At 63.0% G+C, this 26,447-nt stretch carries 24 protein-coding genes; 14 read left to right on the top strand and 10 right to left on the bottom strand.

The window, feature by feature from the left end:
• Nucleotides 1–12 precede the first annotated feature (12 nt).
• The 9 genes from HU230_RS23715 to HU230_RS23675 form a co-directional block, all read right to left on the bottom strand.
• The gene (locus tag HU230_RS23715) at nt 13–966 is read right to left on the bottom strand and encodes an AraC family transcriptional regulator (RefSeq protein ID WP_176534899.1); all 954 of its coding nucleotides are present in this window, start codon (nt 964–966) and stop codon (nt 13–15) included.
• A 221-nt stretch (nt 967–1,187) separates the two neighbouring features.
• Nucleotides 1,188–1,469: a hypothetical protein gene (locus HU230_RS23710; RefSeq protein ID WP_050401090.1), complete on the bottom strand. Its 282-nt coding sequence runs from the start codon at nt 1,467–1,469 to the stop codon at nt 1,188–1,190.
• 147 nt (nt 1,470–1,616) lie between these two features.
• Entirely contained in the window at nt 1,617–2,108 is a 492-nt protein-coding gene (locus HU230_RS23705) for a MarR family winged helix-turn-helix transcriptional regulator (RefSeq protein WP_176529616.1), read from the bottom strand.
• 98 nt (nt 2,109–2,206) lie between these two features.
• Complete coding sequence (locus HU230_RS23700; RefSeq protein WP_176529617.1) at nt 2,207–3,520, bottom strand: MFS transporter; 1,314 nt, start codon at nt 3,518–3,520, stop codon at nt 2,207–2,209.
• A gap of 36 nt (nt 3,521–3,556) precedes the next feature.
• Entirely contained in the window at nt 3,557–3,880 is a 324-nt protein-coding gene (locus HU230_RS23695) for a non-heme iron oxygenase ferredoxin subunit (protein WP_176529618.1), read from the bottom strand.
• 8 nt (nt 3,881–3,888) lie between these two features.
• On the bottom strand, nt 3,889–4,404 hold the full coding sequence (locus HU230_RS23690) for an aromatic-ring-hydroxylating dioxygenase subunit beta (protein ID WP_176529619.1): 516 nt from the start codon (nt 4,402–4,404) through the stop codon (nt 3,889–3,891).
• A complete protein-coding gene (locus HU230_RS23685) occupies nt 4,404–5,594 on the bottom strand; it encodes an aromatic ring-hydroxylating oxygenase subunit alpha (protein ID WP_234633888.1) in 1,191 nt (396 codons plus the stop codon). Before HU230_RS23685 ends, HU230_RS23690 begins: the two co-directional genes overlap by 1 nt.
• A complete protein-coding gene (locus HU230_RS23680) occupies nt 5,537–5,776 on the bottom strand; it encodes a hypothetical protein (RefSeq protein ID WP_224943482.1) in 240 nt (79 codons plus the stop codon). The genes HU230_RS23685 and HU230_RS23680 overlap by 58 nt, the downstream gene beginning before the upstream one ends.
• 302 nt (nt 5,777–6,078) lie before the next feature.
• A complete protein-coding gene (locus HU230_RS23675; RefSeq protein ID WP_176529620.1) occupies nt 6,079–6,975 on the bottom strand; it encodes a LysR family transcriptional regulator in 897 nt (298 codons plus the stop codon).
• Between the two features lie 110 nt (nt 6,976–7,085).
• Here HU230_RS23675 and HU230_RS23670 point away from each other — a divergent pair, with 110 nt between their 5' ends.
• The 7 genes from HU230_RS23670 (at nt 7,086) to HU230_RS23640 (ending at nt 16,120) form a co-directional block, all read left to right on the top strand.
• Nucleotides 7,086–8,705, top strand: coding sequence for an FAD-dependent monooxygenase (locus HU230_RS23670; protein WP_176529621.1), 1,620 nt, complete (start codon nt 7,086–7,088; stop codon nt 8,703–8,705).
• 11 nt (nt 8,706–8,716) lie between these two features.
• The gene (locus HU230_RS23665) at nt 8,717–9,508 is read left to right on the top strand and encodes an alpha/beta fold hydrolase (protein WP_176529622.1); all 792 of its coding nucleotides are present in this window, start codon (nt 8,717–8,719) and stop codon (nt 9,506–9,508) included.
• An 18-nt stretch (nt 9,509–9,526) separates the two neighbouring features.
• Entirely contained in the window at nt 9,527–10,939 is a 1,413-nt protein-coding gene (locus tag HU230_RS23660; protein WP_176529623.1) for an MFS transporter, read from the top strand.
• Between the two features lie 37 nt (nt 10,940–10,976).
• Complete coding sequence (locus HU230_RS23655) at nt 10,977–12,149, top strand: M24 family metallopeptidase (protein WP_224943475.1); 1,173 nt, start codon at nt 10,977–10,979, stop codon at nt 12,147–12,149.
• 380 nt (nt 12,150–12,529) lie between these two features.
• On the top strand, nt 12,530–14,077 hold the full coding sequence (ilvA, locus tag HU230_RS23650; RefSeq protein WP_176529625.1) for a threonine ammonia-lyase, biosynthetic: 1,548 nt from the start codon (nt 12,530–12,532) through the stop codon (nt 14,075–14,077).
• Nucleotides 14,078–14,197: 120 nt separating this feature from the next.
• The gene (locus tag HU230_RS23645; protein ID WP_176529626.1) at nt 14,198–14,926 is read left to right on the top strand and encodes a class II aldolase/adducin family protein; all 729 of its coding nucleotides are present in this window, start codon (nt 14,198–14,200) and stop codon (nt 14,924–14,926) included.
• A 222-nt stretch (nt 14,927–15,148) separates the two neighbouring features.
• Nucleotides 15,149–16,120, top strand: coding sequence for a TRAP transporter substrate-binding protein (locus HU230_RS23640; RefSeq protein ID WP_176534900.1), 972 nt, complete (start codon nt 15,149–15,151; stop codon nt 16,118–16,120).
• Nucleotides 16,121–16,178: 58 nt separating this feature from the next.
• Here the strand turns inward: HU230_RS23640 and HU230_RS23635 are convergent, their stop codons facing one another.
• The gene (locus HU230_RS23635) at nt 16,179–17,033 is read right to left on the bottom strand and encodes an acetamidase/formamidase family protein (RefSeq protein WP_210284187.1); all 855 of its coding nucleotides are present in this window, start codon (nt 17,031–17,033) and stop codon (nt 16,179–16,181) included.
• A gap of 747 nt (nt 17,034–17,780) precedes the next feature.
• On the opposite strand from HU230_RS23635, the gene HU230_RS23630 reads away from it, so the two are divergent.
• The 7 genes from HU230_RS23630 (at nt 17,781) to HU230_RS23600 (ending at nt 26,395) form a co-directional block, all read left to right on the top strand.
• Nucleotides 17,781–18,701: a CoA transferase subunit A gene (locus HU230_RS23630; protein ID WP_176534902.1), complete on the top strand. Its 921-nt coding sequence runs from the start codon at nt 17,781–17,783 to the stop codon at nt 18,699–18,701.
• Nucleotides 18,694–19,464: a CoA-transferase subunit beta gene (locus tag HU230_RS23625; protein WP_176529627.1), complete on the top strand. Its 771-nt coding sequence runs from the start codon at nt 18,694–18,696 to the stop codon at nt 19,462–19,464. Before HU230_RS23630 ends, HU230_RS23625 begins: the two co-directional genes overlap by 8 nt.
• A 27-nt stretch (nt 19,465–19,491) precedes the next feature.
• Entirely contained in the window at nt 19,492–20,445 is a 954-nt protein-coding gene (locus tag HU230_RS23620) for an LLM class flavin-dependent oxidoreductase (protein ID WP_176529628.1), read from the top strand.
• Between the two features lie 36 nt (nt 20,446–20,481).
• Nucleotides 20,482–21,759 (top strand): ArgE/DapE family deacylase, encoded by a 1,278-nt coding sequence (locus tag HU230_RS23615; RefSeq protein ID WP_176529629.1) that lies wholly within the window; start codon nt 20,482–20,484, stop codon nt 21,757–21,759.
• Between the two features lie 207 nt (nt 21,760–21,966).
• Nucleotides 21,967–24,342: a xanthine dehydrogenase family protein molybdopterin-binding subunit gene (locus tag HU230_RS23610; RefSeq protein ID WP_224943472.1), complete on the top strand. Its 2,376-nt coding sequence runs from the start codon at nt 21,967–21,969 to the stop codon at nt 24,340–24,342.
• The gene (locus HU230_RS23605; RefSeq protein ID WP_176529631.1) at nt 24,339–25,178 is read left to right on the top strand and encodes an FAD binding domain-containing protein; all 840 of its coding nucleotides are present in this window, start codon (nt 24,339–24,341) and stop codon (nt 25,176–25,178) included. The genes HU230_RS23610 and HU230_RS23605 overlap by 4 nt, the downstream gene beginning before the upstream one ends.
• Nucleotides 25,175–26,395: a xanthine dehydrogenase family Fe-S subunit gene (locus HU230_RS23600; RefSeq protein ID WP_176529632.1), complete on the top strand. Its 1,221-nt coding sequence runs from the start codon at nt 25,175–25,177 to the stop codon at nt 26,393–26,395. The genes HU230_RS23605 and HU230_RS23600 overlap by 4 nt, the downstream gene beginning before the upstream one ends.
• Nucleotides 26,396–26,447: the final 52 nt, after the last annotated feature.

Raw genomic sequence — 26,447 nt, 5'->3', positions numbered from 1 at the left:
CGCCGGATCGTTCTAACCGGCGTAGCCGAGCGTCTGCGACGGGTACTCCCCGAACATAGCGCGGTAGTATTGCGAGAAGCGCCCGAGCTCGATGAAGCCCTGTTCGATCGCGACCTTGGAAACGGTGGTCTGCTCCGGCGTGCTTTCGCGCAGGATCGAACGGATCATGCAGAGCCGCTTGTAGCGCAGGAACGTCACCGGGCCGACGCCGAACACCTCGTGGAAGGCGCGGTGCAGGCTGCGTCGCGACAGCCGAAGCTCGGTGCAGATTTCCGAGACATGGACCGGGCGAGCACCTGCGGCATGCAGATAGTCCTCGACGTCGCGCACCAGCTTCATCGCCGACGGCAGATAGCTGGTTCCGTCAGGCGGCATCGACGTGACGACCGTCGCGGTCACGCAGTCGATGATCGCACGTTTCCAGAATTCGGCCGACGCCTCCGACAAGGCGTCCGGATACCGCGCGAGATGCGCGATGATTTGCGGCAGCCTGTCCGCCGCGCTCATGCCGATCGTGCGGTCAGCGCGAAAATGGTTCTTGACGCTCCATGTTTCGGCATCGGCGAGCCGCGGCTCGCCGCCGAATATGTCGGGCAGATCGGCCATGTCGAAGCGAATGGCGGCATAGGACGAGGCCTTGTGAAAGACGCCGTCATGCTCGACCGAGGGAGGGATCACCAGCACGTCGGCCGGCTGCATGTCGAATGCCCAATGTGTGACGCGATCCGTGGCGTCCAGCAGCATTCCGATGATCAGCTTGTCATCGGCCGAAGTACGCTGGGTGCGGACCCCGACGTTGAATGCGCCGATGCTGAGCGAAAAATCGCCGATCCCGACATGGGACAACGTCCCGCGCAGCTTGCCGCGCTCAAGCTGCATGACCTCGACATGCGAGCCTTTGACGGCGTCGTGGAGTCCCTCGAAGCCGTCAAGCTCGCCGCTGTGAACCGTCAGGTGCTGGCCCATATCCATGCGTCCCACGGCGGAATCGTGGGCGGGATTTTTGCCGGTTTTGCCCGGGAAGGCAACGTGGACGACGGCACGGAATTGATGGGTCGGGACGTCGTTTTGTCAGGACCGCGCGCCTTGGGGACGAGACTGGCACAAAGTGCATATCGCGTCGCATGGCGGGCAATCGATTGATCTCAAAGCAAATTGCGCGGTCGTCAGCGGCTCTGCGCCGGTGGCTAGGCCGCCATCAGATGCTCAAGTGCAACAGCCTGCTCGCGGGTCTGGAAAGCGATCGCGGTATGGGTGAAGCCCGACGAGGCCTGGGTCTGCGCGATGTGATTGAGGACCTCGGTGCCCTTGACCACGTGAAGGTCCATTCCGGGGCCGGCGGGGAAGATGCCGAGGACGACATCGTAGGCGTCGACGATGGCCTTCAACGCACCACCCTTGTCTTCCGAAGCATCGATAAAGATACGAACATCCGCGGCGATACTACGAAGTTCGTCAAAGTCGATCACTGGAAGTCTCCTATACGCAACTCACTGATCGACTTTAGCTACAACTTGCTTACTGAAACCTAAATTACGCCCGGTTCCTTCGTGCACTCACCGCACCGTGACTCGTATTTCGACCTGCGCGATCGCCGTCTTCCCGGCCTGCCGCTGTCAGGCGCCGCTCGGCGATCTCCGTTTCGCAATCCGCTTGACCGGCGCATGGGCCGGCGCGGCATGTTCGGACGGATCGGCCATGTGAGGAATGCGGTGCTCGATGTGATCAACGACACGGAAGAAGGTGTCCAGCGTCCTGGCATCGAGGCCGGCCGTGAGGTTGCTGTGCCGGCGCAGGATTTCGTCCAGGCTGCGGTCAAGCAGCGCCACGCCCTGGGACGTGAGGCGGATCTCGCTCCGGTTCCGGGCACTGCCCCTGACCGGCGTCAAGGCGATCAGCCCCTTTTTCTTCAGCGACGTCGTCTCGCGGCTGACGACGGCCTTGTCCAGTTGCGCGTTGGTCCAGATGTCGTAGGCGCTGGCGGGCTCATGTTCCCTGAGAAAGGACAGCACTCGCCATTCCGCGAGCGAGACGCCGTAGGCTTGCGGGAAGAACGCATTGGCATTCGCGCGCAACTTGGCGACGAGGCTCGACAGCACCGTCGGCACATAGCGTTCGAAATCGATCACCGGCTCCGAGCGCGCGTCATCCTGCGGGGCGCGGCGCGCGTCAGCGACTTTGGTGCGACTTGTGGCTGTCCGATTTTTCATTCTTTCACGAGTTGTGTGCGCGCGATCAAGACCAGGACCGCCGCGACGAGGAGAACGCCTGTGACCACGAGGAAACCGGTGGTGAAGCTGCCCGAAGCGTCCTTGGCGCGTCCGATCACGATCGGGATCGTCGCGCCTCCGATGCTGCCGATCATGCCGACGAGGCCGATCGCTCCCGGCGCACTCTGCCGCGACATGTAGGACTGCGGAATAGTCCAGAACACGGCCTGCGTACCATAGACGCCGACATTGGCAACCATGAATCCGATGATGATCCACGCCGGCGATGTGGAAAAGGCCGCGATCGCGAAGCCGGCTGCGGCGATCACGAAGGTCGTCGCGGCATAGTAGAAGCGCTCACCGATATGATCGGAGTGCCGCGACAGTGCAATCATGCCGATCAGGCCGGCGATCGGCGGGATCGCGGTGACGAAGCCGACCTGCGAATTCGGCAGGCCGAACGACTTGATGATTTGCGGCAGCCAGGGGAACAGCGACGCCAGCCCGCAAAACAGACCGAAATTGCACAAGCCGAACAGCAGCACCATCGGCTTGGTGATGGTCCTGAGCACGCCCTCGGCATGCACCACCCCGGTTGCCTTGGCGTCGCGCTCCAGCGCGCCGGTCAGCCAGTTGCGCTGCGCCGTCGACAGCCAGCTCGCCTGCTGCGGGCGGTCGGTCAGATAGAAGATGCCGACGATCCCCAGGATGATGGGCGGCACGCCTTCGAGAATGAACAGCCACTTCCAGCCCGAAATGCCGAGCGTTCCGTTCAGCTCGAGGATGGCGCCGGAGATCAACGAGGCGAAGATATAGGAGATCGGCACGGCATAATTGAACATCGCGTTGTAGCGGGCGCGGTAGCTGAACGGAAACCAGAGACTCAGCAGCAGCATAACGCCGGGAAACAGGCCGGACTCGGCAAAGCCCAGGAAGCCGCGGAAAGCATAGAGGCTCAGCGGGCCCTGGGTGAAGGCCATCAGCACGGTGGCAATGCCCCACAGGATCGCGATCCGCGTCAGCGTGACGCGCGCGCCGTATTTGCTGAGGATGAGATTGCTGGGGATCTCGAAGATGGAATAGGTGAAGTACATGATTCCGACCGCGATGCCGAACATCTCGGCGTTGAGGCCGAGCTCCTTGTTCATCTGCAGTGCGGCAAAGGAGATGTTTCCGCGATCGAGAATGGCGAGGAAGTACATCGCCATCACGAACCACATCAGGCGCAGCGCGACCTTGCGGATGGTGATGCGTTCGATCTCCGGGTCGGCGGTCGCACTCGCCGCCTTGTCCAACACGACTTCGGTCATCCCAGTTCCCCCGATTCTTGATTTTTGATGGTCGCCTTATGCGGACAGGCAGACTTCCAGCCGATCGCCTGCCACGCGCACGGGATAGGTCCGGATGTCGATCTCGACCGGACTGGTCAGCGCCTCGCCGGTTCGGATGTCGAAGCGGCCCATATGTAGCGGGCATTCGATCTCGCAGCCGTCCAGGATGCCGTCGGACAGCAGCGCCTCCGCATGGGTGCAGATATTGCTGGTGGCGTAGTACTCATTGCCGACGCGATAGAGCGCGATGTGGTGGCCGGCGATCTCGATGCCGTGGGGCTCGCCTTCGTTCAGCGCGCCAAGTGCGGCAGCTTCGTGCCAGGTTCCCTGATCCGTCATTTGCCTTCTCAAATGCTGTAGAAATCGAGCGCGGTCGGGACGCGGTCATTGACCAGCGTGATGACCTTGCGTGCGATCTTCCAGGTCTCGCCTTGACGCCGCAGCGTGTGCTGATAGCGCCCGTGGCGCAGATGCTCCTTGGCGACGCGCGGGTCGTAAACGTGCACCGAGAACACCGACTGGCAGGTGATCTCGTCAGGTCCGGTTTCGGACGCGTCCAGGTTCGAGATCTGGTGCACCGTGCGCGGCAGCGGCAACGCGGTGATCGATTTGCGCGATTCGATGCGCGCGATCCGCTCTTCCAGCCCGCGCCGTGCATCGTGGTAGAGCAGCGAGACCTGTGTATTGGGATCATCGGTGGTGGTGTATTCGTCGAGCCATGCCGGCACCCAATAGACAGCATCCTCGCTGTACATCGCGACCCAATCGGCCCATTCGCCGCTGTCGAGCAGGCGGGCCTCGCGGAAGATGGTCGCGGCGGCGACCGCGTGCACATCCGTATGTTTGATTGCGCTTTCAGCCATCACACTGTCTCCCCGGCGGCGTGCTGCAACAGCCTGCGCCACTCACGATAGCCCGGGTGGAAATTCGTCTCGCCGCCGAAGCTGGCGGGGCCGAACGACCATTCGGACGCCGTGATGCCGAGCTCGCGGGTATGCGCGCTCTCGCCGTGGCCGACCTCCGCAACGCCGCGCAGATATCCTTGCGTGGGCGCGGCTGATGTCGCGTCGTAGCCGGTCTGGCAGAATTCATACATGACGTTATCGTCCGAGCTCGCGAGCCCGGAGGCGTTGAAGAAGTCTTCGTAATTGCGAATCCGAAGCGTGCGCGCGGCGGCACTTTCGCCGACCGGCGCGAGACAATGCGACACCATCTCGGTCTTGTCCGGCGCCAGCGGCCGCCAGGTTCGCACCTGCGCGGACAGGATGTCGATGACCTGGAGGTTCGGAAAGATCGTGAGGTTGCGTTGCCGAAGCATCCACTTGGCGCGGGTGCTGCCGACCCGCTGCCGCACGGCATCGAGACGCGCGGGGTCCATGCCGAGCGGACGACCGTACAGTTGCGTGCGCTTGATCGACCAGTTGACGGCATGGCCATAGTCGAAGCTGAAGCTGCCTTGCCCTTCCTGTTCGCCTTCCGGCTCAACCGTGAAACCGGCGTCCGGTCCGGCTGTGGCGTTGCGCTTCTTCAGGATGTCGACGTAGGAGCTATGGGTGGTCGCGAAATGGTAGTAGTCGAGGCCGTTTTCGAACTGCAGCTTCCAGTTTGCATCGAATGTGTAGGTGCTGGCACCCGGCACGAACTCGACCTCACCGCTGTCGCTCTGATCGATGATGAGGTCGAGAAAGGCGCGGGTGTCGCCGAGAAAATCTTCCAGTTGTGGAACGTCGGCCGAGAGGCTTGCGAACAGGAATCCGCGATACGAGCCAAGCCGGGCGACCGGGAGAAGGTCGTGATTCCGGTTCGAGAACGACGGCGGATACTGCCCGCTCGCTTCCTCCGTCACCGAGATGTTGCGGCCGCTCGAGTCGTAGGCCCAGCCATGATAGCGGCAGACATGGAATTTCTGCCGGCCCTGCTTGAAGGGGCAGACGATCGTTCCGCGATGTCGGCAGGTGTTGAGGAATGCGCCGACTTTGCCTTCGGCGCTCCGCATCACGAGAATCGGATGCCGGCCGATATGGGTGGTGACGAAGTCGTTGGGCCGGGCGATCTGGGATTCCAGGCCGATGAAATTCCATTGGCCTCGAAAATATATCGGAGCTCGGCGTCGAACACGTCAGGATCGGTGAAGATCCGGCGATCGACTTCGAAGATGCGTTCGCTGGGGCGGTCGTCAATCAGCCGGGAGATCTCCCGCAGCCGTGCCGCGTGGTTCTGCGAAGCAGCGTTCATCACGTCCTCCCTTCGACTTACCGCCGGCTGCGCAAGGCGACCCACAAGGTCGCCTGCAGAGCCATGGCCGTTTCACGGCTCTCGTCCGTCCACGGCGGGAACAGCCGGCGTGATCGCCAATCTTGGAATGACTCTATAGTTGTCATGACAACTATGGTCAAGACGATTGGTCGACCGGACAGCCGGAGTGAGACGCGGTGGGGCCCGGCCGGCCGTCTGGAACGGACGGCGGGATGCAGTGCATAGGGCCGCGTAGGGCACCAGCGCGGAACGAGCAGATCGTTTGGCGTGGAGTTGCGTGTTCAGGTCTTGCGCACCGGCGCAGTCAGGATGATTCCCTCATCGATCAGGGCGCGACAGATTTTCTTCAAGGTTGCAATCGCTTCACGCGTTGCCCGGCTGACCGGCCGTCCACGCGGCAATGCCAGGACGCGGTCGGCGCGCATCCACGGCAACAGCGCTGCCGATAGCGCGCCGGCAGCCACTTCCTGGTGAATGCCGGAGAAGGGCAGCAGGGCATAGCCGAGGCCCGATGCCACCATGCGCTTCATCGGCGTGCTGTTGTCGACCCGTACCGCGCAGGGCATTGTCGATGGGAACGGGTTGCGGCTGAGCGGGCCCACGGCGGATGGCAGCGCGTCGAACTCCTTGCGGGTCAGTCTGCCACGCTTCAGCAGCGGATCGCGCGGCGGCCCGATCAGGAACACCTGCTCGACCATGAGCATTTCATAGTCGAGGTGATCGTTGGGGGGCGGCGTCGTCACGATCGCCAGATCGAGCTCACCGCGCAGCAGGCGTTCGGATGCGTTTTCCGTCAAGACTTCGCTGAGCTCGAGCCGCACGCGCGGAAATTGCTTCACGAATGTCTGGGCAAGCGGCGGGTAGAGGATATCGCCGAGGCTTGGCGGCGCGCCCATCCGGACCGTACCGCTGGGCTCCCGATTTTCCGTACGCACCTCGGCCTTGATGTCGTCGATCGTTCCAAGCAGCCAGCGCCCGCGCGCGAGCAGCACCTTGCCGGATTCCGTAACCGAGACGCCGCGCGCGCCACGTTCGAGCAAGGCGCCGCCCAACTCGTCCTCGAGTTCCTTGACGTGACGGCTGAGCGCCGACTGGGCGACGTTCAGCGTGCTCGCGGCGGCGGCAAAGCCGCCACGCTCGGCGACGGCGACGAAATAACGGATCTGCCGCAGGTCCATGACGGGCGCTCCATCTCAATTCGAGATGGATACCATATCAAACATATTCTTGTGAGATACCAAGAAAGGAGCAGTCTCCTTCCCAAGGATCAAACGGAGGAGAGACAAGGATGGGCATCGCCACCGATGAGGCACGCCAGACGTCCGTATTCATCGCCGGCGGCGGGCCGGTCGGCCTTGCGATGTCGCTGCTGCTCGATCGCTTCGGCATCGACTGCGTCGTGGTCGAGAAGAGCCCGACGACGACAGATCATCCGAAGTCGCGCGGCTGCTGGGTCCGCACCATGGAGATCTTCCGGCAGTGGGGCATCGAGCAGGCGATCCGCGACCGCGGCCTGCAGGACAACTCCGACATGTTCGTGTTCCTCGACAGCATCGCGGGTCACGAGTTCGGCCGCACCCGTCCCGAACCGAATGTCGGACATACCCCCGCCTGGAAGAGCCTGGTCGCCCAGGACGCCGTCGAGGAGGAAATTCTGCGGGTGGTCGAGAAGTCAAAACACGCCACGGTTCTGTTCAACACGGCCTGTGAATCGTTCGAGGAGACCAACAGCGGCGTCAGCGTCACGACACGTTGCGAAAAGACCGGCGAAGTGACGCAGTGGACGGCGACTTACCTGATCGCCGCCGATGGGGCGGGCAGCCAGACGCGGCGCAGCGCCGGGATCGACATGGTCGGCCCCTCTACGCTGGCGGTGATGTCGAACGAGTATTGGCGTGCCGATCTGTCGCGATTGCCGATCGCGCGCGAGGCCGCCGGTTTCATCATCGTCCCGGACAGGCCCGATCTGCCGCGCGCCGGCATCTTGAACACCAATGGCCGGGATCGCTGGCTCACCGTGACGCAAATCGGCCTGACCAAGGACGATCGCGAGCGGCCGTGGACCGACCAGGAGTTCATCGAGATCGCGCGCGGCCATGTCGGCATTCCGGACCTCGATGTCACGCTTCTGAATCGCTCGATCTGGCGCGTCAGCATGCAGGTGGCCGAGACCTTTCGAAAGGGCCGGGTGTTTCTGGTCGGCGACTGCGCCCACCGCTTTCCGCCGACCGGCGGTTTCGGCCTGAACTCCGGCGTTCAGGACGCGCACAATCTCGCCTGGAAGCTGGCCTTCGTGTTGAAGGGCCGCGCCGAAGAAAAGCTGCTCGACAGCTATTCCAGCGAGCGCCGCCCGATCGCGCAATCCAATGCCAATTTCAGTTACGGCAACAGGCTGCGATTTGGGCTGACCGACGACGCCGTACGATCGCGCAATCCGGACCGGATCAAGTTCTGGATCAACGATATGGACAATCATCTGCACAGCATCGGGCAGAACCTCGGGCACAATTACGAGGAGGGCGCGGTGATCCCTGATGGCACCGTCGCGAAGGCGCTCAACTCCCGCTACTACACGCCGACGGACCGCCCCGGCGCGCGCTTTCCGCATATGTGGCTCGAGCCTTCGCGCAAGAAATCGACGCTCGACTGGTTCGACAAGGAATTCACCGTCGTCACGGGTCCACTCGGCAGCGAGTGGCTGGAAGCAGGGAAGCAGGTATCGGAGAAGACCCGCCTGCCGCTCTCGCTCAAGCAATTGCCGTCAGCCGACCCGGCGGACGGATTCCAGTTGGGCATGCGCGGCGCCGTGCTGGTGCGCCCTGATGGACATGTGGCGTGGCGGATGCCGTGGGTGCCGTCGGATCCGGCGAAGGAATTGGCCGGCGCGCTTTCAACGCTGCTGCATTAGCGGGGCCTCCCATGCAATCGTTCGAATCCAATGGCGTCGTCACGGCGTTTGAGAAGACCGGACGCGGCGAGCCGATCGTGCTGCTGCATGGCGGAGAGGCTGATCATTCGATGTTCGACAGCCTTGCGCCCGCGCTGGCCGCGCATTTCACCGTGATCGCTTATGACCAGCGCGATTCCGGTGCCACCAGGAATCCTCCGTCGTCCTATTCGCTGGCCCACCTGGCTGATGATGCCGCGGCCTTGATCGGAGGGCTCGGCTACGATCGTACCCATGTCTTCGGGACCTCGCTCGGCGGCCTGATCGCGCAAGTGCTGGCAGCCCGCCATCCCGGTCGCATCGACCGACTGATCCTGAGCAGCACCTGGAAGGTCAACCGAAGTCCGCTGGACGTCAATGCGGACGTCTTCCGCAAACTTGCGTCCTATCGCGCGGACACCGTCGGCAACGCGCCGAAGATCGCAGAATACTTCTTCCCGCCGGACTACCTGCGTGCGCGGCCCGAACTGATCGACATCTTCCGTGGCTCGAACCGCGACGACGGCCAGAAGGCGCGACGCGGCGCCTTGCTCGCGCAGCCCGTCGCCGCCGATCTGACGGGCTTTGATCGCCCGACGCTGCTGCTGGCGGGTGCTGACGATCGGCTGATCCCGAATGCGGAGACATTTGCGCTCGCCCGCGATCTTGTGTGCGTCGAGACCAAGACAATCGCGGACGTCGGCCATGTCGCGTCGATCCAGGCCCCCGAGCGGGTGGCGGAGGCGGTGACGGCATTTCTGAATTCGAAAAAGAAGGCGGCTTGACAACAACAGGGGGAGACCATGGCTGAGCAAGCGAGCGCGGTGCCGTTCGACGAAGCGCCGGTGACGACGCGCTATTGGCTATCGATCATCATCTTCGCCATCTCCGGCGTGGTCGATTTCTTCGATTTCTTTGTGGTCGGGTTTCTGGTCTCAGTGCTGGCGCCGAAATGGCACCTGACGTTTGGGCAAACCTCGATCATGCTGATGAGCGCCGGCATTGGAGCAATGCTGGGCGCGTTCGCCGCGGGGATCCTCGCGGATCGTTTCGGGCGCAAGCCGTTGGCGGTTGCCGGCGTTCTGCTTTGTGGCCTGACCTCGGGCGCGATCGCGTTCATTCCGGAAGACGGCTGGATTGCGTTTGCGATCCTGCGCTTTTTCGTCGGCTTCGGTCTTGCCGCGGGCGCGGCGGCGGCAGTTCCTGCGATCGTCGAATTCGCACCGACCCGCCATCGCACATTGGTTACGAGCCTCGTGGTCGTTCCGGTCGCCTTCGGCGTGCTGTCGGCGTCGCTGACGGCGAGCTTCCTGTTGCCGCTGGTGGGCTGGCGCGGCCTGGCGGCGGTCGGATTCCTGCCGATCATCCTCGGAATTCTGACCATGATGATCATGCCGGAATCGCCGCGCTGGCTGATCAGCAAGGGCCGCGTGCGCGAGCCGCAGTCGAATATCCGAAAGCTCTATCAGGTCGGCGGCGAGTCATTTGTCCTGCCCACGCTGCCGCCGGCGAACCCGGCGACGTTCGCCGATCTGTTTGCCGAGCAGCGGCGCTTCTGGCTGACAGTCCTGATCTGGTTCGGCGCCAGCACGGCGAATTACGGTGTCTTCCTGTGGGGACCGACCATCGTGGCGCTGCTTCTTGGCGTCGCGCCCCAGGACGCGGCGAAGATGTTCATCTATGTCAGCCTCGCCGGCGTTGCTGGCCGGACCGGCTTTGCCTTTCTCGCGCACCGGATCGGCCGCAAGCCGTGTGGCCAGTTGATGGGCTATGGCACCGCGATCTCGCTGGCGCTGGCTGCCTATTTTCACGCTGATTTTGCCGGCTCGGTCCCGCTGTTTCTGGTCTTCCTGATCATTGGCGCCGTGTTCTTCGACGGTGGATTTTCGAACATCGGGCCGTATCCCGCGGAGATATTTCCAGTCCAGCTTTCGGGGCGCGCGGTCGGCCTTGCCCAGCTCTCGAACGGGGTCGGCAAGATCGTCGGGCCGCTGTGTCTCGCATTGATCGCCGGCGCGGACAATGTCGTGCATCCCAGCGCGACCGCCTCGGCGGTGATGCCGGCGTTTCTCTTTCTTTCCGGCGCGGGTCTCTTGATCGGACTCGCCTTTACGTTCCTCGGCGTCGAGCCGCACGGACGCCCGGTGGCTCTGTTTGGCGAGAACGCGGGCGCGAGCACGGCTCCGAAGCCGCTGGCGGCAAAAACGGCAACTTGAGAAGACGGAAGGTCATATCATGGACAATGCGCTCGACATGGTCGCGGCGGCGGCGCCGTTCGATACCGCAAAACTCGATCGGCTGATGGATGAGGCGGGGCTCGACATCCTGATCGTCACCTCGCGGCATAATGTGCAGTACCTGCTCGGCGGATATCGCTTCTTCTTCTTCGACGTCATGGAGGCGATCGGCACCAGCCGCTATCTGCCTGTCTTCGTCTACCAGAAAGGGCACCCTGAAAATTCCGTCTACATCGGCAACCGCATGGAGAAGTTCGAGCATGAGCTCGGACGGATATCGGCGCCGATCGTTAAAGCGAGCGCATGGGGAACGATCGATGCGATCGGCCTCGCCATTGATCATGTGAGAAAGCTCGGGGGCGCCGCCAAGCGCGTCGGCATCGAGGCGGGTTTCCTGCCGGCCGACGCCAGGGATCACCTGCTTGCCGGTCTTGGCCACGTCGAGGTCCGCGAGGCCCATTTCACGCTGGAACGGCTTCGCGCCGTAAAGTCGCCGGCCGAACTGGATCTCATCAGAGAGGCTTCCGAACGGGTCGTCGATGCGATGCTGGCCACGCTCAAGAGCTGCGTGCCGGGCATGACCAAGAACGACGTCGTCGCCCGTCTGCGTCGTGAGGAGCAGCATCGTGATCTCGTCTTCGAATATTGTCTGATTGCCGCGGGCAAGAGCCATAACCGCGCGCCGTCGAATCAGATTCTCGCGGAGGGCGACGTGATCTCGGTCGATTCCGGCGGAAACTACCGGGGCTACATTGGCGACCTCAGCCGCATGGGCATTCTGGGTGAGCCCGACAGCGAGCTGCGCGAGTTGCTGCAACAGGTCGAGGACATCCAGCAGGTGGCCCGGCGCGTGATCCGGCCGGGCGTCATGGGGGGCGACATCATTGCGGCGGGCGAGGCAGCCGTCAAAATCTCTCCGCATCGCGCCGTGCTCGACTTCACCGCACACGGCATTGGGCTTGTCAGTCACGAAGCGCCGCGCCTCACCGCGACCGGCCCGGTACCTTACGCGCCCTATGACGCCGAGCGGTCGCTCGAATGTGGGATGGTGATCTCGATCGAAACCGCGCTGCTGCACCCGGCGCGCGGTTACATCAAGCTCGAGGACACGCTGCTCGTCTCCGAGGTGGGCTGGGAAGCGCCCGGCGACCACGGCAGGGGGTGGAATTCGTCGCATCTCATGGCGTGAAGCGGTCAACGCCAGGGCGGGATTTTTGGCTGGGTCACCGTTTCAGCTGCGGTGCTGGAGGTGATCGTCGGCCAATTTCGGAATACTAGAAATATATCCCTGAATTGCCCGACGTGTCAAGTGGCCCGGCCGCCGCCGGCTACTTTGCATGGGGTTGTTTTCGATATTTTGGCGGCGTCCCCTGCGACGGCCCAGATGACTTCATGTGCGCTCGGCCAGGCGATTGATCCGGCGGTCTTTGCTTCACTCCAGCCTCCGGTCATGCGAAGGTTCGATCTGGATACAGCGGCCGGCTCCGTGCCGTCTGCTCGCCAGGTCGGCGCCGACGATGGGCAGGTGCAACCGATATGGATTGCCTCCCCATCGACAGAAGCGACCTGATGACCACTGCCGCCAACGCTCTCCGTGACTACGCCCAACGCATCCTGACCGCCCGTGTCTACGACGTGGCGATCGAGACGCCGCTCGATCCGATGCCGCGGCTCTCGGAGCGCTTGTCGCGCGCCGTCTTGCTGAAGCGGGAGGACTTCCAGCCGATCTTCTCCTTCAAGCTTCGCGGCGCCTATAACAAGATCGTCAGGCTGCCGGACGCGCAGCGAAGACAGGGCGTCATCTGCGCGTCGGCGGGCAACCATGCGCAGGGTGTGGCGCTGGCGGCGCGCAAGCTCGCCATTCCCGCGACGATCGTGATGCCGAGGACGACGCCCGCCATCAAGGTCGAAGCCGTCCGGCGTTTGGGCGGCGACGTTGTGCTGCACGGCGACACGTTCGACGATGCGCAAACCAAGGCCAGGGAAATCGAGGTCGCGCGCGGCCTGACCTTCGTGCATCCGTTCGACGATCCTGATGTGATTGCCGGCCAGGGGACCGTCGGGATGGAAATCCTGCGCCAGCATCCCGATCCGATCGAGGCGATCTTCGTGCCGATCGGCGGGGGTGGGCTGGCGGCCGGCGTGGCCGCCTTCGTGAAATTCCTGAATCCGTCGATCAAGGTCGTCGGCGTGGAGCCGGCAGACGCTGCGTCGATGGCGGCCGCGCTCGCCAAGGGCAACGTTGTCGCGCTGGATCAGGTCGGACTGTTCGCCGACGGTGTTGCGGTCCGCAAGGTCGGTGCCGAGACGTTCCGGCTCTGCCGCGACCTGCTTGACGAGGTCGTCACCGTGGATACCGACGCCATGTGCGCGGCTATCAAGGATATCTTCGATGACGTCCGATCCGTGGCCGAGCCCTCCGGCGCATTGGCGCTCGCCGGCCTCAAGGCCTACGCCGAGCGCGGCGCGCTCAGCGACGGAAGCCTGATTGCCGTCAACAGCGGCGCCAATCTGAATTTCGACCGGCTGCGCACCATTGCCGATCGCGCCGAGGTCGGCGAACACCGGGAGGCGCTGCTTGCGGTAACCGTGCCGGAGAAGCCGGGCAGCTATCGGCACTTCATCCGCATCCTCGGTTCGCGGGCCATCACGGAATTCAACTATCGCTTCGCCGAGACCACCGCGCCGGCGCAGCTCTTTGTCGGTATCGCGCTGAGCCGTGGCGAGGCCGAGAAGCGGGAAGTCATGGAGCTGCTCCGGCGCGAGGGTTATCCGATCCTGGATCTGAGCGAGAACGAGATGGCCAAGGACCATGTGCGCTACATGGTGGGTGGTCGCGCGCCGCTTCTCAAGGACGAGGTGATCTACCGCTTCGAGTTTCCGGAGCGTCCCGGCGCATTGCTGAAATTCCTCGAGAGCCTGGCGCCCGACTGGAACATTTCGCTGTTCCATTACCGAAATCACGGCGCCGACTACGGACGCATCCTTGCAGGCATCGAGGTCAAGCCTTCCGAGCGCGCGCGGTTCGTTCAGGCGCTCGACGCGCTCGGCTACCCCTACTGGAACGAGAGCGAGAATCCGGCTTATCGGCTGTTCCTCTCCGCCGAGAAGGGATGAAGCGACGAGGTCCTACGCTGGTCCAGAGTAAAGAGAACGGTTGGCGGTGCAAGACATCGGCGAGCCGTCACGCAATCCGTGCTGAAGAGGCAATTCGTGCTGAAGAGAAAGGCAGTCCGTATGACCCGTGAGGAACGACAATTGCGCGAGGCGATCATTGCCAAGTGCCGATGGATGAACGCGTCGGGTCTCAATCAGGGGACATCAGGCAACATCTCCGCCCGCTACAAGGACAGGATGCTGATCACGCCCTCGGCGACCCCGTATGATTCGATGAAGCCGGAGATGATCGCGTCGATGCCGCTCGAGGGCGACGATGGCACGTGGGAGGGGCCGCTGCAGCCCTCCACCGAATGGCGCTTCCATCTCGACATCACGCGCGCCCGGCCCGATGTCGGCGCCATCGTTCACACCCACTCGACCTATGCAACCGTGCTCGCGATCGCGCGCAAGCCTATCCCGGCCTGCCACTACATGATAGCGGCATTCGGCGGCACCGACATCCGCTGCGCCGGCTACGCGCGCTACGGCACCAAGGAACTTTCGGATCATGCGATCGCCGCGCTCGAAGGCCGCAATGGTTGCCTGCTCGCCAATCACGGCATGATCGCGCTCGGCGCCAATCTCGACAAGGCGATGTGGCTCGCGGTCGAGCTTGAGACCCTCGCGCGGCAATACTACCTCTCGCTTGCGCTCGACTCGCGGATCATCCTGAGCGACGAGGAGATCGCCGACACCGCGAAGGGGTTCTCCACCTACGGCTTGCAGGCGCCAAAGCCGAACAAGGCCCGTGTGACGGCAAAGGCGGCACCGCGCCGCGCCGAGAAACGGCGTAGCAGCAAGCGATGATGGGCACTCGCCGGTCTAGGACGGCATGTGCAGGGAGGCGAGAAGCCTGGCTGATTGAACGGAGCCAGCGCAAGACAAGTTGCAGACAGCTGGGTCATTTGACGGCCCAGTCAGCATAGGCAAGACTGATCGCAGTCAAACTGTGCTTGCGGGACATTTCCGGTGCTCAATTCGGATTCTGATTTGCCTTCGCCGACCCGTTGGGCGGGTCTGCGCTCTGCCATGGCGGCGCTTCTCATCGCGTCGACGGTCATCTTCAGCCTACCTGCGTCCGCTCAAGTAGCGTGGCCGATGGCGACGGAATATCCTCGAAGCAATATCTCGGGAGTTGGCTTGGCAAAATTCGCGGAGCTCGTGTCCGCGCAGACGAGCGGATACGTTACGGTCCGCAATGCGTTCGACAACGAGTTGAAGATCAGCTCCGGCGAAATGCTGCGCGCGGCCCAAGAGGGACGGATTGCCGGTGGTGACGCATTTGCGGGACCGCTCGAAGCGTCCGATCCGGTATTTGGTCTGCCGTCGCTGCCGTTTGTCGTCCAGTCCATCGAGGCGGCGCGGACCATCAACGCACAAGCGCGGCCACTCTATGAGAAGGCGTTAGCCGCGCAGGGCCTCAAGCTCCTGTACATCACCATTTGGCCGTCCACCGGCCTCTGGAGTGTCCAGCCAATCTCGACGCCGGCGGACCTGCGATCCATTGCCGCACGGACGTATGACTACAATTCGGCTGAGGTGATGCGCGCGGTCGGTGCAACGGCCGAGTACCTTCCGTTCAACGAGGCAATCGCGAAGGTAAGAAGCCATGAGCTGAATGCCATCCTGACGTCGGGTGACGGCGGGGCCGGCCGAAAGCTCTGGCAGGATCTGCCCCATTTCACGGCGATCAACTACGCGATTCCGATCTCGCTTGCCTTTGTAAGGACCGATGCCTTTGAAGCGCTCCCGGAATCGGTTCAACGCCAGGTGATGCAGGTAGCTGCCGAGACGGAACAAAGCCAGTTCCAGCTTCTGGCCAATCGCACGGTCGAGAATTATGCGCGCATGCGCGCCAACGGGGTTGAGATCGCAGAGCCGGCGCCGGCTCCCGTTCTCGCCGCGCTCAAGCAAGGTGCGTCGGCACCAATCGCAATGTGGAAGGCCAAGGCTCCTCCGGAAGCCGTGGCTATCGTCGAGCAGGCGTTGCAGCAGCAATAGACGGTGGTGTCATCGCGCCGGCGGCGATGAGCCAAGGCGCTGTGCGCGGCGTGCAGCACTAGTTCGTGCGTTGGCCGCGGCCTTGCGGTGCATGCGCATTGACGATCGATGAGCTAGCCGACGCGGATGTGGTCTCGAGCCGAGGGGCCGCAAGATGCAGATTGCGGCGAATGTGAAATTCGAACGTACCGGCGAGCGCCGTTTCGATGGCGGAGAGGTGTGCAGCTCCATCGTCGAGCAACGCATGGCCATGACCCGCCGAGAACAGTGCGCCCGTGACGAAAATTGGAAAATAGGCGATGCATCCGACGCCGAGATCCCTGTCGTCGATGCGCCCGCTGAAACCATTCGCTTCGTTCGGCTTGCGGGGGTCCCAGTTCGCCGGCGGCGCGACACCAAAGTTGCCAAAGCACGGCGACAACCTCAGCTCCCGTCCCCAAGGCAGACGCGCGATATTGCGCGCGCGATCGAGCGGGACATGCCGGCAGCAAAAGTCCAATGAAGTTTCCCGCGCAGCGCTCGTCGGGGCCCTCATGTTCCAACCCCAGTCCGATCGCAGGCGGACATCGAGGACACGAACCTCGAGCACGTCACCCGGTTCGGCGCCCTCGATGTGGATCGGTCCGGTCAATAGCCGCGGTGCGGCTCCGTGGGACGCGGGGATGTCGCTGCAGCCAAGCGGTTCGACCAGGTCGCTCACAAGATCGAACGCTTCATCCGGCTCGGCCGATAGCGTTTCGATCGTCACCCGATCACCAGACGCAATTCTGATGACGGGACTGAGCCGACCATCCCACAGTCCCCAATGAAGATGATCTGGTGTCGAGGTAAGATAATGCTCCACGGTCCATCCTTTCTCATTGGTTCTTGTTGGCGCCTCTGAGTCCGCTGCGGCACCAAGCGGCCACTTCAACGGGGTGAGGGCGCTGCATGGCGATGCTTTCGAAAGTGACGTTGGCTCATAAGCACGATCTGTGCCAAGACCCGTGATGCTGGGTAGGACGTCCTATCTATCGCCTTATGGTCCTAATACTCCCCTCTTCGAGCCGACATTTTGAGCTGGTCCGGTCAACCGTGCGGCAGGTTCCGTCCGCTCGCGTAGCTGATAGCCGGAACCGTGATAGGCGGGACCGTCAAGTTGGAATAGTGCGCGCTGCTCGTCTCACGTGCAGCCGACCTGTGGTCTTCCGTCGCGGATCATCTGAGACATGAGCGAGCTCGCGCGTTCGACTCATGATTTGCGATCGCCAAGCGGCACAATGATGCCGTAGCGCTTTTTCAAGTGCTTCGCCCTGTTTCGCGTCAAGGAATGGTCAGCCTTGCCGAGCTGCCTGGTGATTCGGATGTTCTCAACCATCCGGCCGAAGGGCGCGATGACGCGCCGAGCTATTGTCGCCCGACGCAATAGCTCATCTCCCGCAGCAAGGACTGCTGCGGTCCTTCGATGGCCACTTCCTTCGCCATGTCATGTCGCGGAGACCGAATCCGTCACGATTGGCCGTTGCGAAGATTCTGCTAGACGTATGGGACTAACATTAGTACGATAGGTCCAATTGGCAGGAAGGGCCTGCGGTTCGCTCCTCAACCGCTGCCGGTTGCCGACAAGGAGGATGTTTTGCCGGATACCCTGGTGGAGCCGTACACGCGGCTCAGAGAGAAGATGGCGCAGCGCGACCGCAGCCTGCGCGAGAAGGTGGTGTCGCTCGAGGAAGCGGCAGGCTTCGTCCAAGATGGCATGAAAGTGGGTGTTGGCGGGTCGACCATGTCCCGCACGCCGATGGCGATGCTCTGGGAGCTGATCCGCCAGCATCGCAAGGACCTTTCGATTTCGCGCTGCATCGTCTCGACGGACGGCGACCTCGTGTTCGGATCCGGCCTCGCGAACCACGTCGTCACCAGCTGGTTCGCCCAGGGTATTCTCTGGGGCCTGTCCAAGGTGATGCGGCATCACGTGGAAAATGGCGGCAAGCGCTATGAGGAATGGAGCCACATGGCTGTCGGCATGCGCTTTCGCGCCGGCGGCATGGGCGTTCCGTTCCTGCCGACTCGCGCCATGTTGGGGTCGGATATCGTTGGTCAGCGTCCCGAAGCCAAGCAGATCGATTGTCCGTTCACCGGTGAGAAGCTGCTGCTGGTCCCCGCGCTCAACCCCGACGTCGCGCTGATCCACGTCCAGCGCTGCGACCCCTACGGCAACGCCCAGATCGACGGCCTGCAATTCATGGACATCGATCTCGCGCTCGCTGCCAACAGCGTGATCCTCACGACCGAGCGGATCGTATCGAACGACCAGATCCGGCGCGCGCCGGACCAGACCAAAATTCCCTTCTTCTGCGTCGATGCCGTGGTCGAGGTTCCCTACGGATCGGCGCCGCACGAGTGCTACGGCCTCTATGAGCCGATGATGCGGCACATGGAAGCCTATGTCGCGCAGGTCAACGCGGATCCCGTGAAGGGCATGCAGGAATATCTCGATCGCTATTTTTACAGCCCGAAGTCCTGGAACGAATATCTCTCGCTGATCGGCATGGATGAGGTGTTGGAGGCGACGCAGAAGGGCAGGAGCATCTATAATGACTGAGGCGCAGCGCTACACCGCAAGCGAAATTCTCGCGATCTTGAGCGCGCGCCAGCTGCAGGACGGGCAGGTGGTCTTCGCAGGCATCGGCGTGCCGCTGCTCGCCGCAACCCTGGCCCAGCGCACCCGCTGTCCGGCCCTGACCATTCTGTTCGAAGGCGGCGTTGTCGGCGCCTTCGTCGAGCCGGGCAAATTGCCGCCGTCGACCAATGACCAGCGCTGCACCAAGCGCGCCAACATGGTCCTCGGCAGCGCCGATGTCTTGCTGCTGCTCCAGCGCGGTTACGTCGATGTCGGCTTCATGGGCGGCGCCCAGATCGATCAGTTCGGCAATCTGAACTCGTCGTTCATCGGCGATCCGGCGAAGCCGAAGACGCGCCTGCCGGGTACCGGCGGCGGCAATGACATCTCCAGCCTGACCAACATGATCGTCGCGATGAAGCACGAGAAGCGGCGCTTCGTCGAAAAGGTCGACTTCATCACCAGCCCCGGGTTCATCCGCGGCGGCACCAGCCGGCGCGACTCCGGCTTGCCGAGCGGCCGCATGTGGCGCGTGATTACCGAGCTCGCCGTGTTCGGCTTCGACGACAGGACCCGGCGCATCAAGGTGCTCGCGCTCAATCCCGGCGTCAGCCGCGAGGAAGTGCAGGACAATACCGGCTTCAGGCTCGACTTCGACGAGAAGCTCCACGTCACGTCGCCGCCGACCGACCACGAACTCGAGACGCTGCGGATGCTCGATCCCGACCGTCTCTTCACCGCTTAAAGCTACACCAAGTCCGGAGATCTATTGATGACCACGCTTGCCAACACGTTTGGTATTGCCGCGCGCAACTTCACCGCTTATCCCGAAATGCCCAACGCCCGGGCGCTCGTCGAGTACGGCGTTCGGGTCGAGGAGCTCGGCTACGATTCGGTCTGGGTCTGGGATCACATGCTTCTCGGCGTCGATCCGAACTTCCCGATCATCGACTCCCTGACGACACTGACGGGCATTGCCGCGCGCACGAAGCGGATCAAGATGGGCACCGGCATCCTGGTGCTGCCGCTCCGCAACGCGGTGGCGCTCGCCAAGCAGCTCTCGAGCATGGATCAGCTGTCCGACGGCCGCCTGATCATGGGCATGGCGTCCGGATGGTACAAGCGCGAGTTCGACGCGCTCGGCATTCCCTTCGAGAAGCGCGGCAAGATCATGGATGAGAATCTTGAGATCATGCGCCGGCTGTGGACCGAAGAGTCGGTTACTGGCGAATACATGCGCCACAACATTTCGAAGGCGGTGATGTATCCGAAGCCGGCGCAGCCGCAAATTCCGCTGCTGATCGGCGGATACGCCGATCCCGTGCTGAAGCGCGCCGCTCTGAACGGGGATGGCTGGCTCACCTACTTCTATCGTCCCGCCGACTTCAAGAAGTCCTGGGACAAGATCATCAACTTCGCCAAGGAGGGCGGCAAGGATCCGTCGACTTTGAAGAACGCCTCGCAATTGCCGATCATGATCGGCAAATCGCGGCAGGCGGTCGAAGCCGACATGATGGACTGGCTCAACAAGGAGTGGGATTTCCCGGCTCACAGCGATTGCAGCCGCGAGAGCGCCATCATGGGCTCGGTTGATGAGTGCGTCGCCCAGCTGCGCGAGCATATCGCGCTCGGCGTCCAGAAGATCATCTTCGTCCCCTACAAGTATCAGGCGGACCAGGTCGAGACCATCGCGCGTGAGATCATCCCGCGCCTGCGCGCCAAGTAACGAACCCGGAAAACGCTCAACACAGGCGACAAGCAGATGACTGACTCCGTACGCAAGACGATCCTCGACAAGGTCGACGCTTCGAAGGATCACGCGATCAAGTTCCTCCAGGATATGGTCGCGATCCCGAGCGTGACCGGCGACGAAGCCGCGATCCAGAAGCACATGCACGGCTACCTGACCGAGGTCGGTCTCGAGGTCGACATGTGGGAGACCAATTGGGACGAGCTGAAGAAGCATCCCGGCTATCGCCCGGTCGACCGCGGTTATGAGAATCGCCCCAACATCGTTGCGACCCTGAAGGGCACCGGCGGCGGCCGCTCGCTGCTTCTCAACGGTCACACCGACGTGATCCCCGTCGGCAACGGCGAGGGATGGAGCGACAATCCGTGGTCCGCTTCGATCAAGAACGGGCGCATCTATGGCCGCGGTTCGTGCGACATGAAGAGCGGCGTTGCCAGCCACGTGCTCGCGGTCCAGTACTTGAAAGAGCTTGGGCTCAATCCGAAGGGCGATGTCATGATCAACATCGTCATCGACGAGGAAGTCAGCGGACACGGCACGCTCGACACCGTCATCCGCGGATACAAGGCGGACGCCGGTATTTCCGGCGAGACCAGCGACCTGTTCGTGCAGCCGGCTTGCATCGGGCGTATCTGGTTCCAGATCGACATCGAAGGCAAGCCCGCCGGTATCCAGCAGCGCTACCTTGGCATCAGCGCAATTGAGCTCGGCAACAAGATCGTGAAGGCCGTGCAGGAGCTGGAAGACGAGCGCGTGACGAACGTCAAGCACGCGCTCTACCCGAGCGCCATCGACTCCTTGCCCTGCATCATCGGCAGCTTCCAGGCCGGCAACTATCCGAGCGCCTTCCCGGCGAGCGCCGTTCTGAAGGGATCGATCGGTACGGTGCCGAGCGAGGACCATGAGGGCGTCAAGCAGAGCCTCGTCAAGAAGATCGCCGAAGTTGCGGCTCAGGATCCCTGGATGAAGGACCATCCTCCCGTGGTGAAGTTCGTCGGCTACGACGCCGAGGCTTCGGAGATTCCGGTCCAGCATCCAATCGTGCAGACCGTCTGCGACGTCTATACGGAAGTGACCGGCAAGAAGCCGACGATCTCGGGGCGCCAGGGTGCCGCGGATACGCGGTTCTTGAACAAGTACGCGAATACGCCAACCGTGATCTTCGGACCCGGCTCGACGGCGGTCATGCATGCGAACGACGAGTATGTGTCGATCGATGATTATCTGACGGCCATCAAGGTCATGGCGCTCAGCATCCACGACTGGTGCAATTCCGCCCCAACCAAGTAATCAAGGGCCGGATCGATCGGGAAGGGGCCCATGGTTTGGGCCCCTTTTTTGGGCGGCGTCGGTGGTGCGAACTCGCTATTGTCGCGCGCGGGAGGGTTCTCGAGACTCGACGCTCATTCCTAGTGACGCTATCTTTGCGATAATAGAATGAATTTGGTGTTCGAGCCGTCGATCGCTCCGGACACGGACGACAAGAGGGGAGACGGAGTGGCAAAGCAAGGCGTTGGAGCTTCCGTTCCCCGAAAGGAAGATGATCGCTTTCTGCGTGGACGAGGCGAATATGTCGGCGATATTCGCTTGCCCGGCATGCGCGACGTTGCGTTCGTCCGTAGTCCGGTTGCACATGCGCGGATCAAGGATATCCGTATCCCGCCGCACCTCCGCAGCAACGTCTTCATTGCGTCGGATATCGCGGCCGATACGCGTCCCATTCGCGCTGTGTCCGGACTGCCGGGCTTCAAGCCTTCCGATCAGCCGATCCTCGCGTTCGAGAAGGTCCGTCAGGTCGGCGAATTGATCGCGATGTGCGTCGCCGATACCCGCGCGGAAGCCGAGGACATTGCGGCTGCGGTCGAAGTTGATTTCGAGGAATTGCCGGCCGTGCACGACATGCTGCTGGCGCGGCGTCCGGGCTCGGCCCTGGTGCACGAAGAGTGGGGTGACAACGTCTTCCTTGAGACGTTTGTCGACATCAACATGGACGCGGCCTACGACGCTCCGATCAAGATCACGCGCGAGATATCGACCGCGCGGCAGAGCATGGCGCCGATGGAAGGCCGCGGCACGGTTGCGGTCTGGCACAAGCGGATGGACCAGCTCGTCCTCTATACCGGCAATCAGCAACCGCACATCGTGCGCAACGGCCTGTCGGAATGCCTCAATCTCGAGCAGCTGAAGATCCGCATCGTCTCGCCCGATGTCGGCGGCGGCTTCGGCTACAAGGGTATCGTGCTGACGGAGGATGTTTGTCTGGGTTGGCTCGCCATGCGCTGCGGCTATCCCGTGCGTTGGATCGAGGATCGTCGCGAGCATTTGACGGCGGGCGCGAACTGCCGCGAGCATCATTATAACATCACCGTCTATGCCGATCGCGATGGCAAGTTGCGCGGTGTCGAGTGCGAGGCCTCGGTCGATTCCGGCGCCTACTCGTCCTATCCGTTTTCGGCATGCCTGGAGGCCGCGCAGATCGCCAGCATTCTGCCCGGGCCGTACGATTTCCCATCCTATCGCTGCCGCACCTGGTCGGTGTCGACCAACAAGTGCCCGATTCTGCCCTATCGCGGCGTTGCCCGCACCGGCGTGTGCTACGCGATCGAACTGATGATGGACGCGATCGCGCACGAATGCGGTCTCGAGCCGTACGAGGTGAGGCTCAAGAACCTGGTGCGGCCGGAACAGATGCCGTTCGACAACATCACCAAGAAGCATTTCGACAGCGGAAATTATCCGGAATCGCTGCGGCAGGCTCTGGCAAAGATCGATCTGGCCGGCCTCCGCGCTCGCCAAAAGAAGGGCGAGCCGGACGGTCGGTTGATCGGGGTCGGCCTTTCAGTCTATTGCGAGCAGGGCGCCCACGGCACGTCGGTCTACGCAGGCTGGGGCATCCCGATGGTTCCGGGGCACGAACAGGCGACCGCCCGCATGACCCCGGACGGCGGCCTCGAGCTGCGCATCGGCGCGCATTCGCACGGTCAGAGCATGGAGACTACGCTTCCGCAGGTCGCGCACGAGATCCTTGGCATCGACATCGCGCGCATCAAGCTGGTTCACGGCGACACCGAGTACACGCCGTACTCGACGGGCAGCTGGGGGTCACGCTGCGCGGTGATGTCCGGTGGCGCGGTTGCGACGGCATCGCGTGAACTCGCCAAGCTCATCAAGGGCATCGGCGCGCATCTGCTGCAGACCGAAGTCGAGAACGTCAAGCTCGAGAACGGCGCGGTGGTTGGTCCGTCGAACAGCGTGAAGATCGATGAAATCGCGCACACCTGGTATCGCCGGCCACAGGATCTGCCGGCAACTGTCGATCCGAGGGGCCTGGAGGTCACCATCGGCTACAAGCCCGCGCGTGATTCCGGCACGTTCAGTTACGCGACCCATATCGCGGTGGTCGCCGTCGATCCGGAGTTGGGCGATATCGAACTGATCGACTACGTGGTCGTCGAAGATGGCGGCCAGCTGATCAACCCCATGGTTGTCGATGGGCAAATCTATGGCGGGCTGGCGCAAGGCATCGGCACCGCAATGTATGAAGAAATGAACTTTGACACGTCGGGGCAGCCCCTCGCGTCGACCTTTGCCGACTATCTGCTGCCGGGCCCGACCGAGGTGCCCGCGCCCAAGCTTGGCCACATGGAGACGTTGGCGCCGTATACGGAGTTCGGTGTCAAAGGCATCGGCGAGGGCGGCGCCATTGCGCCTCCCGGAGCAATCGGCAATGCGGTCAATGACGCATTGCGGCCTCTCGGTGCGCAGGTCTTGCACACGCCAATGACGCCGCGGCGTGTTCTCGAGGCCATTCGGGCCGCAGCCGAGGGCCGCAAGGAGAAGGCGCCCGAACAGGCGGAAGGGTTGCCAGCGTGAAACCTGTCAATTTCGACTATGCGCGCCCCGATGCGGTCGACGCGGTGATCAGGCTCATCGCGGACGATAGCAGAACCGTCAAGATGATGGCCGGGAGCCAGTCGCTCGGGCCGATGTTGAACCTCAGGCTCGTGCAGCCCGATCTGATCGTCGACCTCACCGGGATCGAAGAGCTCCGTTGTTTCAGTGACGGCGCGGACGAAATCTCGATCGGGGCTTGCGTCACGCATGCCGATATCGAGGACCTCCGCGTCACCGACGTCACCCGCGGTGCGTTGCCGACCGTGGCCAACGGCATCGCTTATCGCGCGGTGCGCAATCGCGGCACGATTGGCGGAAGCTTGACGCATGCCGATCCGTCAGCCGACTGGCACTCGATCCTCGCCGCGGTTGGGGCAAAAGTCGTGCTGCGCGGCCCGGCCGGAGAGCGGACCGTGGCCGTTGAGGACTACATGGTCGGCGCCCTCGAAGCCGACCTGCGTCCCGGCGAAGTTCTCGTTCGCGTCATGGTGCCGCGACTGAGCAAGTCGGCGCGCTGGGGCTATTACAAGAGCTGCCGCAAGACGGGCGAATTTGCCCACGCGATCGGCGCCTTCATGACCGACCCCGATCGCGGCATCAGCCGCGCGGTGATCGGCGCGACGGAGAGCCGTCCGATCGTCATTGCCAAGGCAAGCAATGTGATCGGCGACGGCCGCGCGCCGCGTCCGAGCGACAGTTTCGACGGCGGGGCCGTCGACGAGATTCTGGAGAAGGCAGGGATGGTCGATCCCCTGGACAAGCAAACCCATGTCGCCGCGCTGCGCCGCGCGATCGAGCAGGCACGGCCGCAATGAGCACCTGCAACCTCAACGTCAACGGGAGCGCCGTCAGCGCGGAGATCCAGCCGCGGACGCATCTTGCGGACTTTCTCCGCGAGAAGCTCAATCTGACCGGCACCCATCTGGGCTGCGAGCACGGCGTCTGCGGCGCATGCACGCTGCTTGTCGATGGTGTGCCCACGCGCTCCTGCATCACCTTCGCGTTGGCTTGCCAGCAGGCCGAAGTCACGACGATCGAGGGGCTCGACGACGACGAGATCACGCGCGAGCTGCGCGCGGCCTTCACGAGGGAGCACGGCCTGCAATGCGGCTATTGCACGCCGGGGATGGTTGTGTCGGCGCGCGATGTCGTGCTGCGCATGCAGGACCCCAGTGAGCGCGATATTCGCGTGGCGATGAGCGGAAACCTTTGTCGCTGCACCGGCTATGTCGGCATCGTCCGCGCCATCCAGGGTGTGATCGCGGACCGCAGGGGGCGAGGGATCGCGGCGATTCCAAACGGCAACCGGACGCGTCTTGGGCCTTCGGGCTCGGGCAATGCGACCGCGCTTACCGCGGCTGCTGCTCGACCCAAGACAGCCGCCGCACCAACGGCGATAAAGGCGGAAGCTCCGGCAGCGGCGGCGGCCTCGCTCAGGGATACGAGCTGGAAGCCGCAAACAACGTTCACGCAGAGCTTCACCGTCGGGCATCCAGTCGATGACGTCTGGAATTTCTTCTCCGACATCGGCGCGGTCGCCGCCTGTCTGCCAGGCGCATCGCTGGCCGGAGAGCCGGTCGACGGTCACGTCGACGGTCAGATCAAGATCAAGGTCGGTCCGATCTCTGCCGAATTTCAAGGCATCGCTGATGTAACGCGCGATGATGCGAGCCGCACGGGCACGATTGTCGGTGCAGGCAAGGACAAGCGCAGCAACTCGTCAACCCGCGGTCTGATCGGCTATGCCGTCAAGCCGGGTGACGTGGAGAACCAAACCAGGGTCGATCTCAGCATTGGCTTCACCTTGACCGGGGCCTTGGCGCAGTTCAGCCGCTCTGGCTTGATCCAGGATGTGGCCGGACGAATCATCGCTGTCTTTGTCCAGAACCTCGAGACGCGGCTCTCCCATCGATCGGGTGGAGGCGAGGGCGAGCCGGCCATGGTCAAGGAATTCGATGCCGGAGCGCTCATGCGATCGATGGCGTTAGATTATGTGAGGCGAGCGCTTCGATGGCTCTTGCGACGATCCTAGTTGTTCGGCGATAAAAACTCGCCTTTGGCGATGAAATGGACTATCTTACTAT

This window comes from Bradyrhizobium quebecense (assembly GCF_013373795.3).
GTDB classification, from domain to species: Bacteria; Pseudomonadota; Alphaproteobacteria; order Rhizobiales; family Xanthobacteraceae; genus Bradyrhizobium; species Bradyrhizobium quebecense.
This window is presented reverse-complemented; position numbering and strand designations above follow the sequence as displayed.

Coding starts and splice junctions, on each gene's coding strand:
- HU230_RS23715 (WP_176534899.1), bottom strand. CDS start 966: ATGGGCCAGCACCTGACGGTTCACAGCGGCGAGCTTGACGGCTTCGAG.
- HU230_RS23700 (WP_176529617.1), bottom strand. CDS start 3,520: ATGACCGAAGTCGTGTTGGACAAGGCGGCGAGTGCGACCGCCGACCCG.
- HU230_RS23695 (WP_176529618.1), bottom strand. CDS start 3,880: ATGACGGATCAGGGAACCTGGCACGAAGCTGCCGCACTTGGCGCGCTG.
- HU230_RS23690 (WP_176529619.1), bottom strand. CDS start 4,404: ATGGCTGAAAGCGCAATCAAACATACGGATGTGCACGCGGTCGCCGCC.
- HU230_RS23680 (WP_224943482.1), bottom strand. CDS start 5,776: ATGAACGCTGCTTCGCAGAACCACGCGGCACGGCTGCGGGAGATCTCC.
- HU230_RS23675 (WP_176529620.1), bottom strand. CDS start 6,975: ATGGACCTGCGGCAGATCCGTTATTTCGTCGCCGTCGCCGAGCGTGGC.
- HU230_RS23670 (WP_176529621.1), top strand. CDS start 7,086: ATGGGCATCGCCACCGATGAGGCACGCCAGACGTCCGTATTCATCGCC.
- HU230_RS23665 (WP_176529622.1), top strand. CDS start 8,717: ATGCAATCGTTCGAATCCAATGGCGTCGTCACGGCGTTTGAGAAGACC.
- HU230_RS23660 (WP_176529623.1), top strand. CDS start 9,527: ATGGCTGAGCAAGCGAGCGCGGTGCCGTTCGACGAAGCGCCGGTGACG.
- HU230_RS23655 (WP_224943475.1), top strand. CDS start 10,977: ATGGTCGCGGCGGCGGCGCCGTTCGATACCGCAAAACTCGATCGGCTG.
- ilvA (WP_176529625.1), top strand. CDS start 12,530: ATGACCACTGCCGCCAACGCTCTCCGTGACTACGCCCAACGCATCCTG.
- HU230_RS23645 (WP_176529626.1), top strand. CDS start 14,198: ATGACCCGTGAGGAACGACAATTGCGCGAGGCGATCATTGCCAAGTGC.
- HU230_RS23640 (WP_176534900.1), top strand. CDS start 15,149: ATGGCGGCGCTTCTCATCGCGTCGACGGTCATCTTCAGCCTACCTGCG.
- HU230_RS23630 (WP_176534902.1), top strand. CDS start 17,781: ATGGCGCAGCGCGACCGCAGCCTGCGCGAGAAGGTGGTGTCGCTCGAG.
- HU230_RS23625 (WP_176529627.1), top strand. CDS start 18,694: ATGACTGAGGCGCAGCGCTACACCGCAAGCGAAATTCTCGCGATCTTG.
- HU230_RS23620 (WP_176529628.1), top strand. CDS start 19,492: ATGACCACGCTTGCCAACACGTTTGGTATTGCCGCGCGCAACTTCACC.
- HU230_RS23615 (WP_176529629.1), top strand. CDS start 20,482: ATGACTGACTCCGTACGCAAGACGATCCTCGACAAGGTCGACGCTTCG.
- HU230_RS23600 (WP_176529632.1), top strand. CDS start 25,175: ATGAGCACCTGCAACCTCAACGTCAACGGGAGCGCCGTCAGCGCGGAG.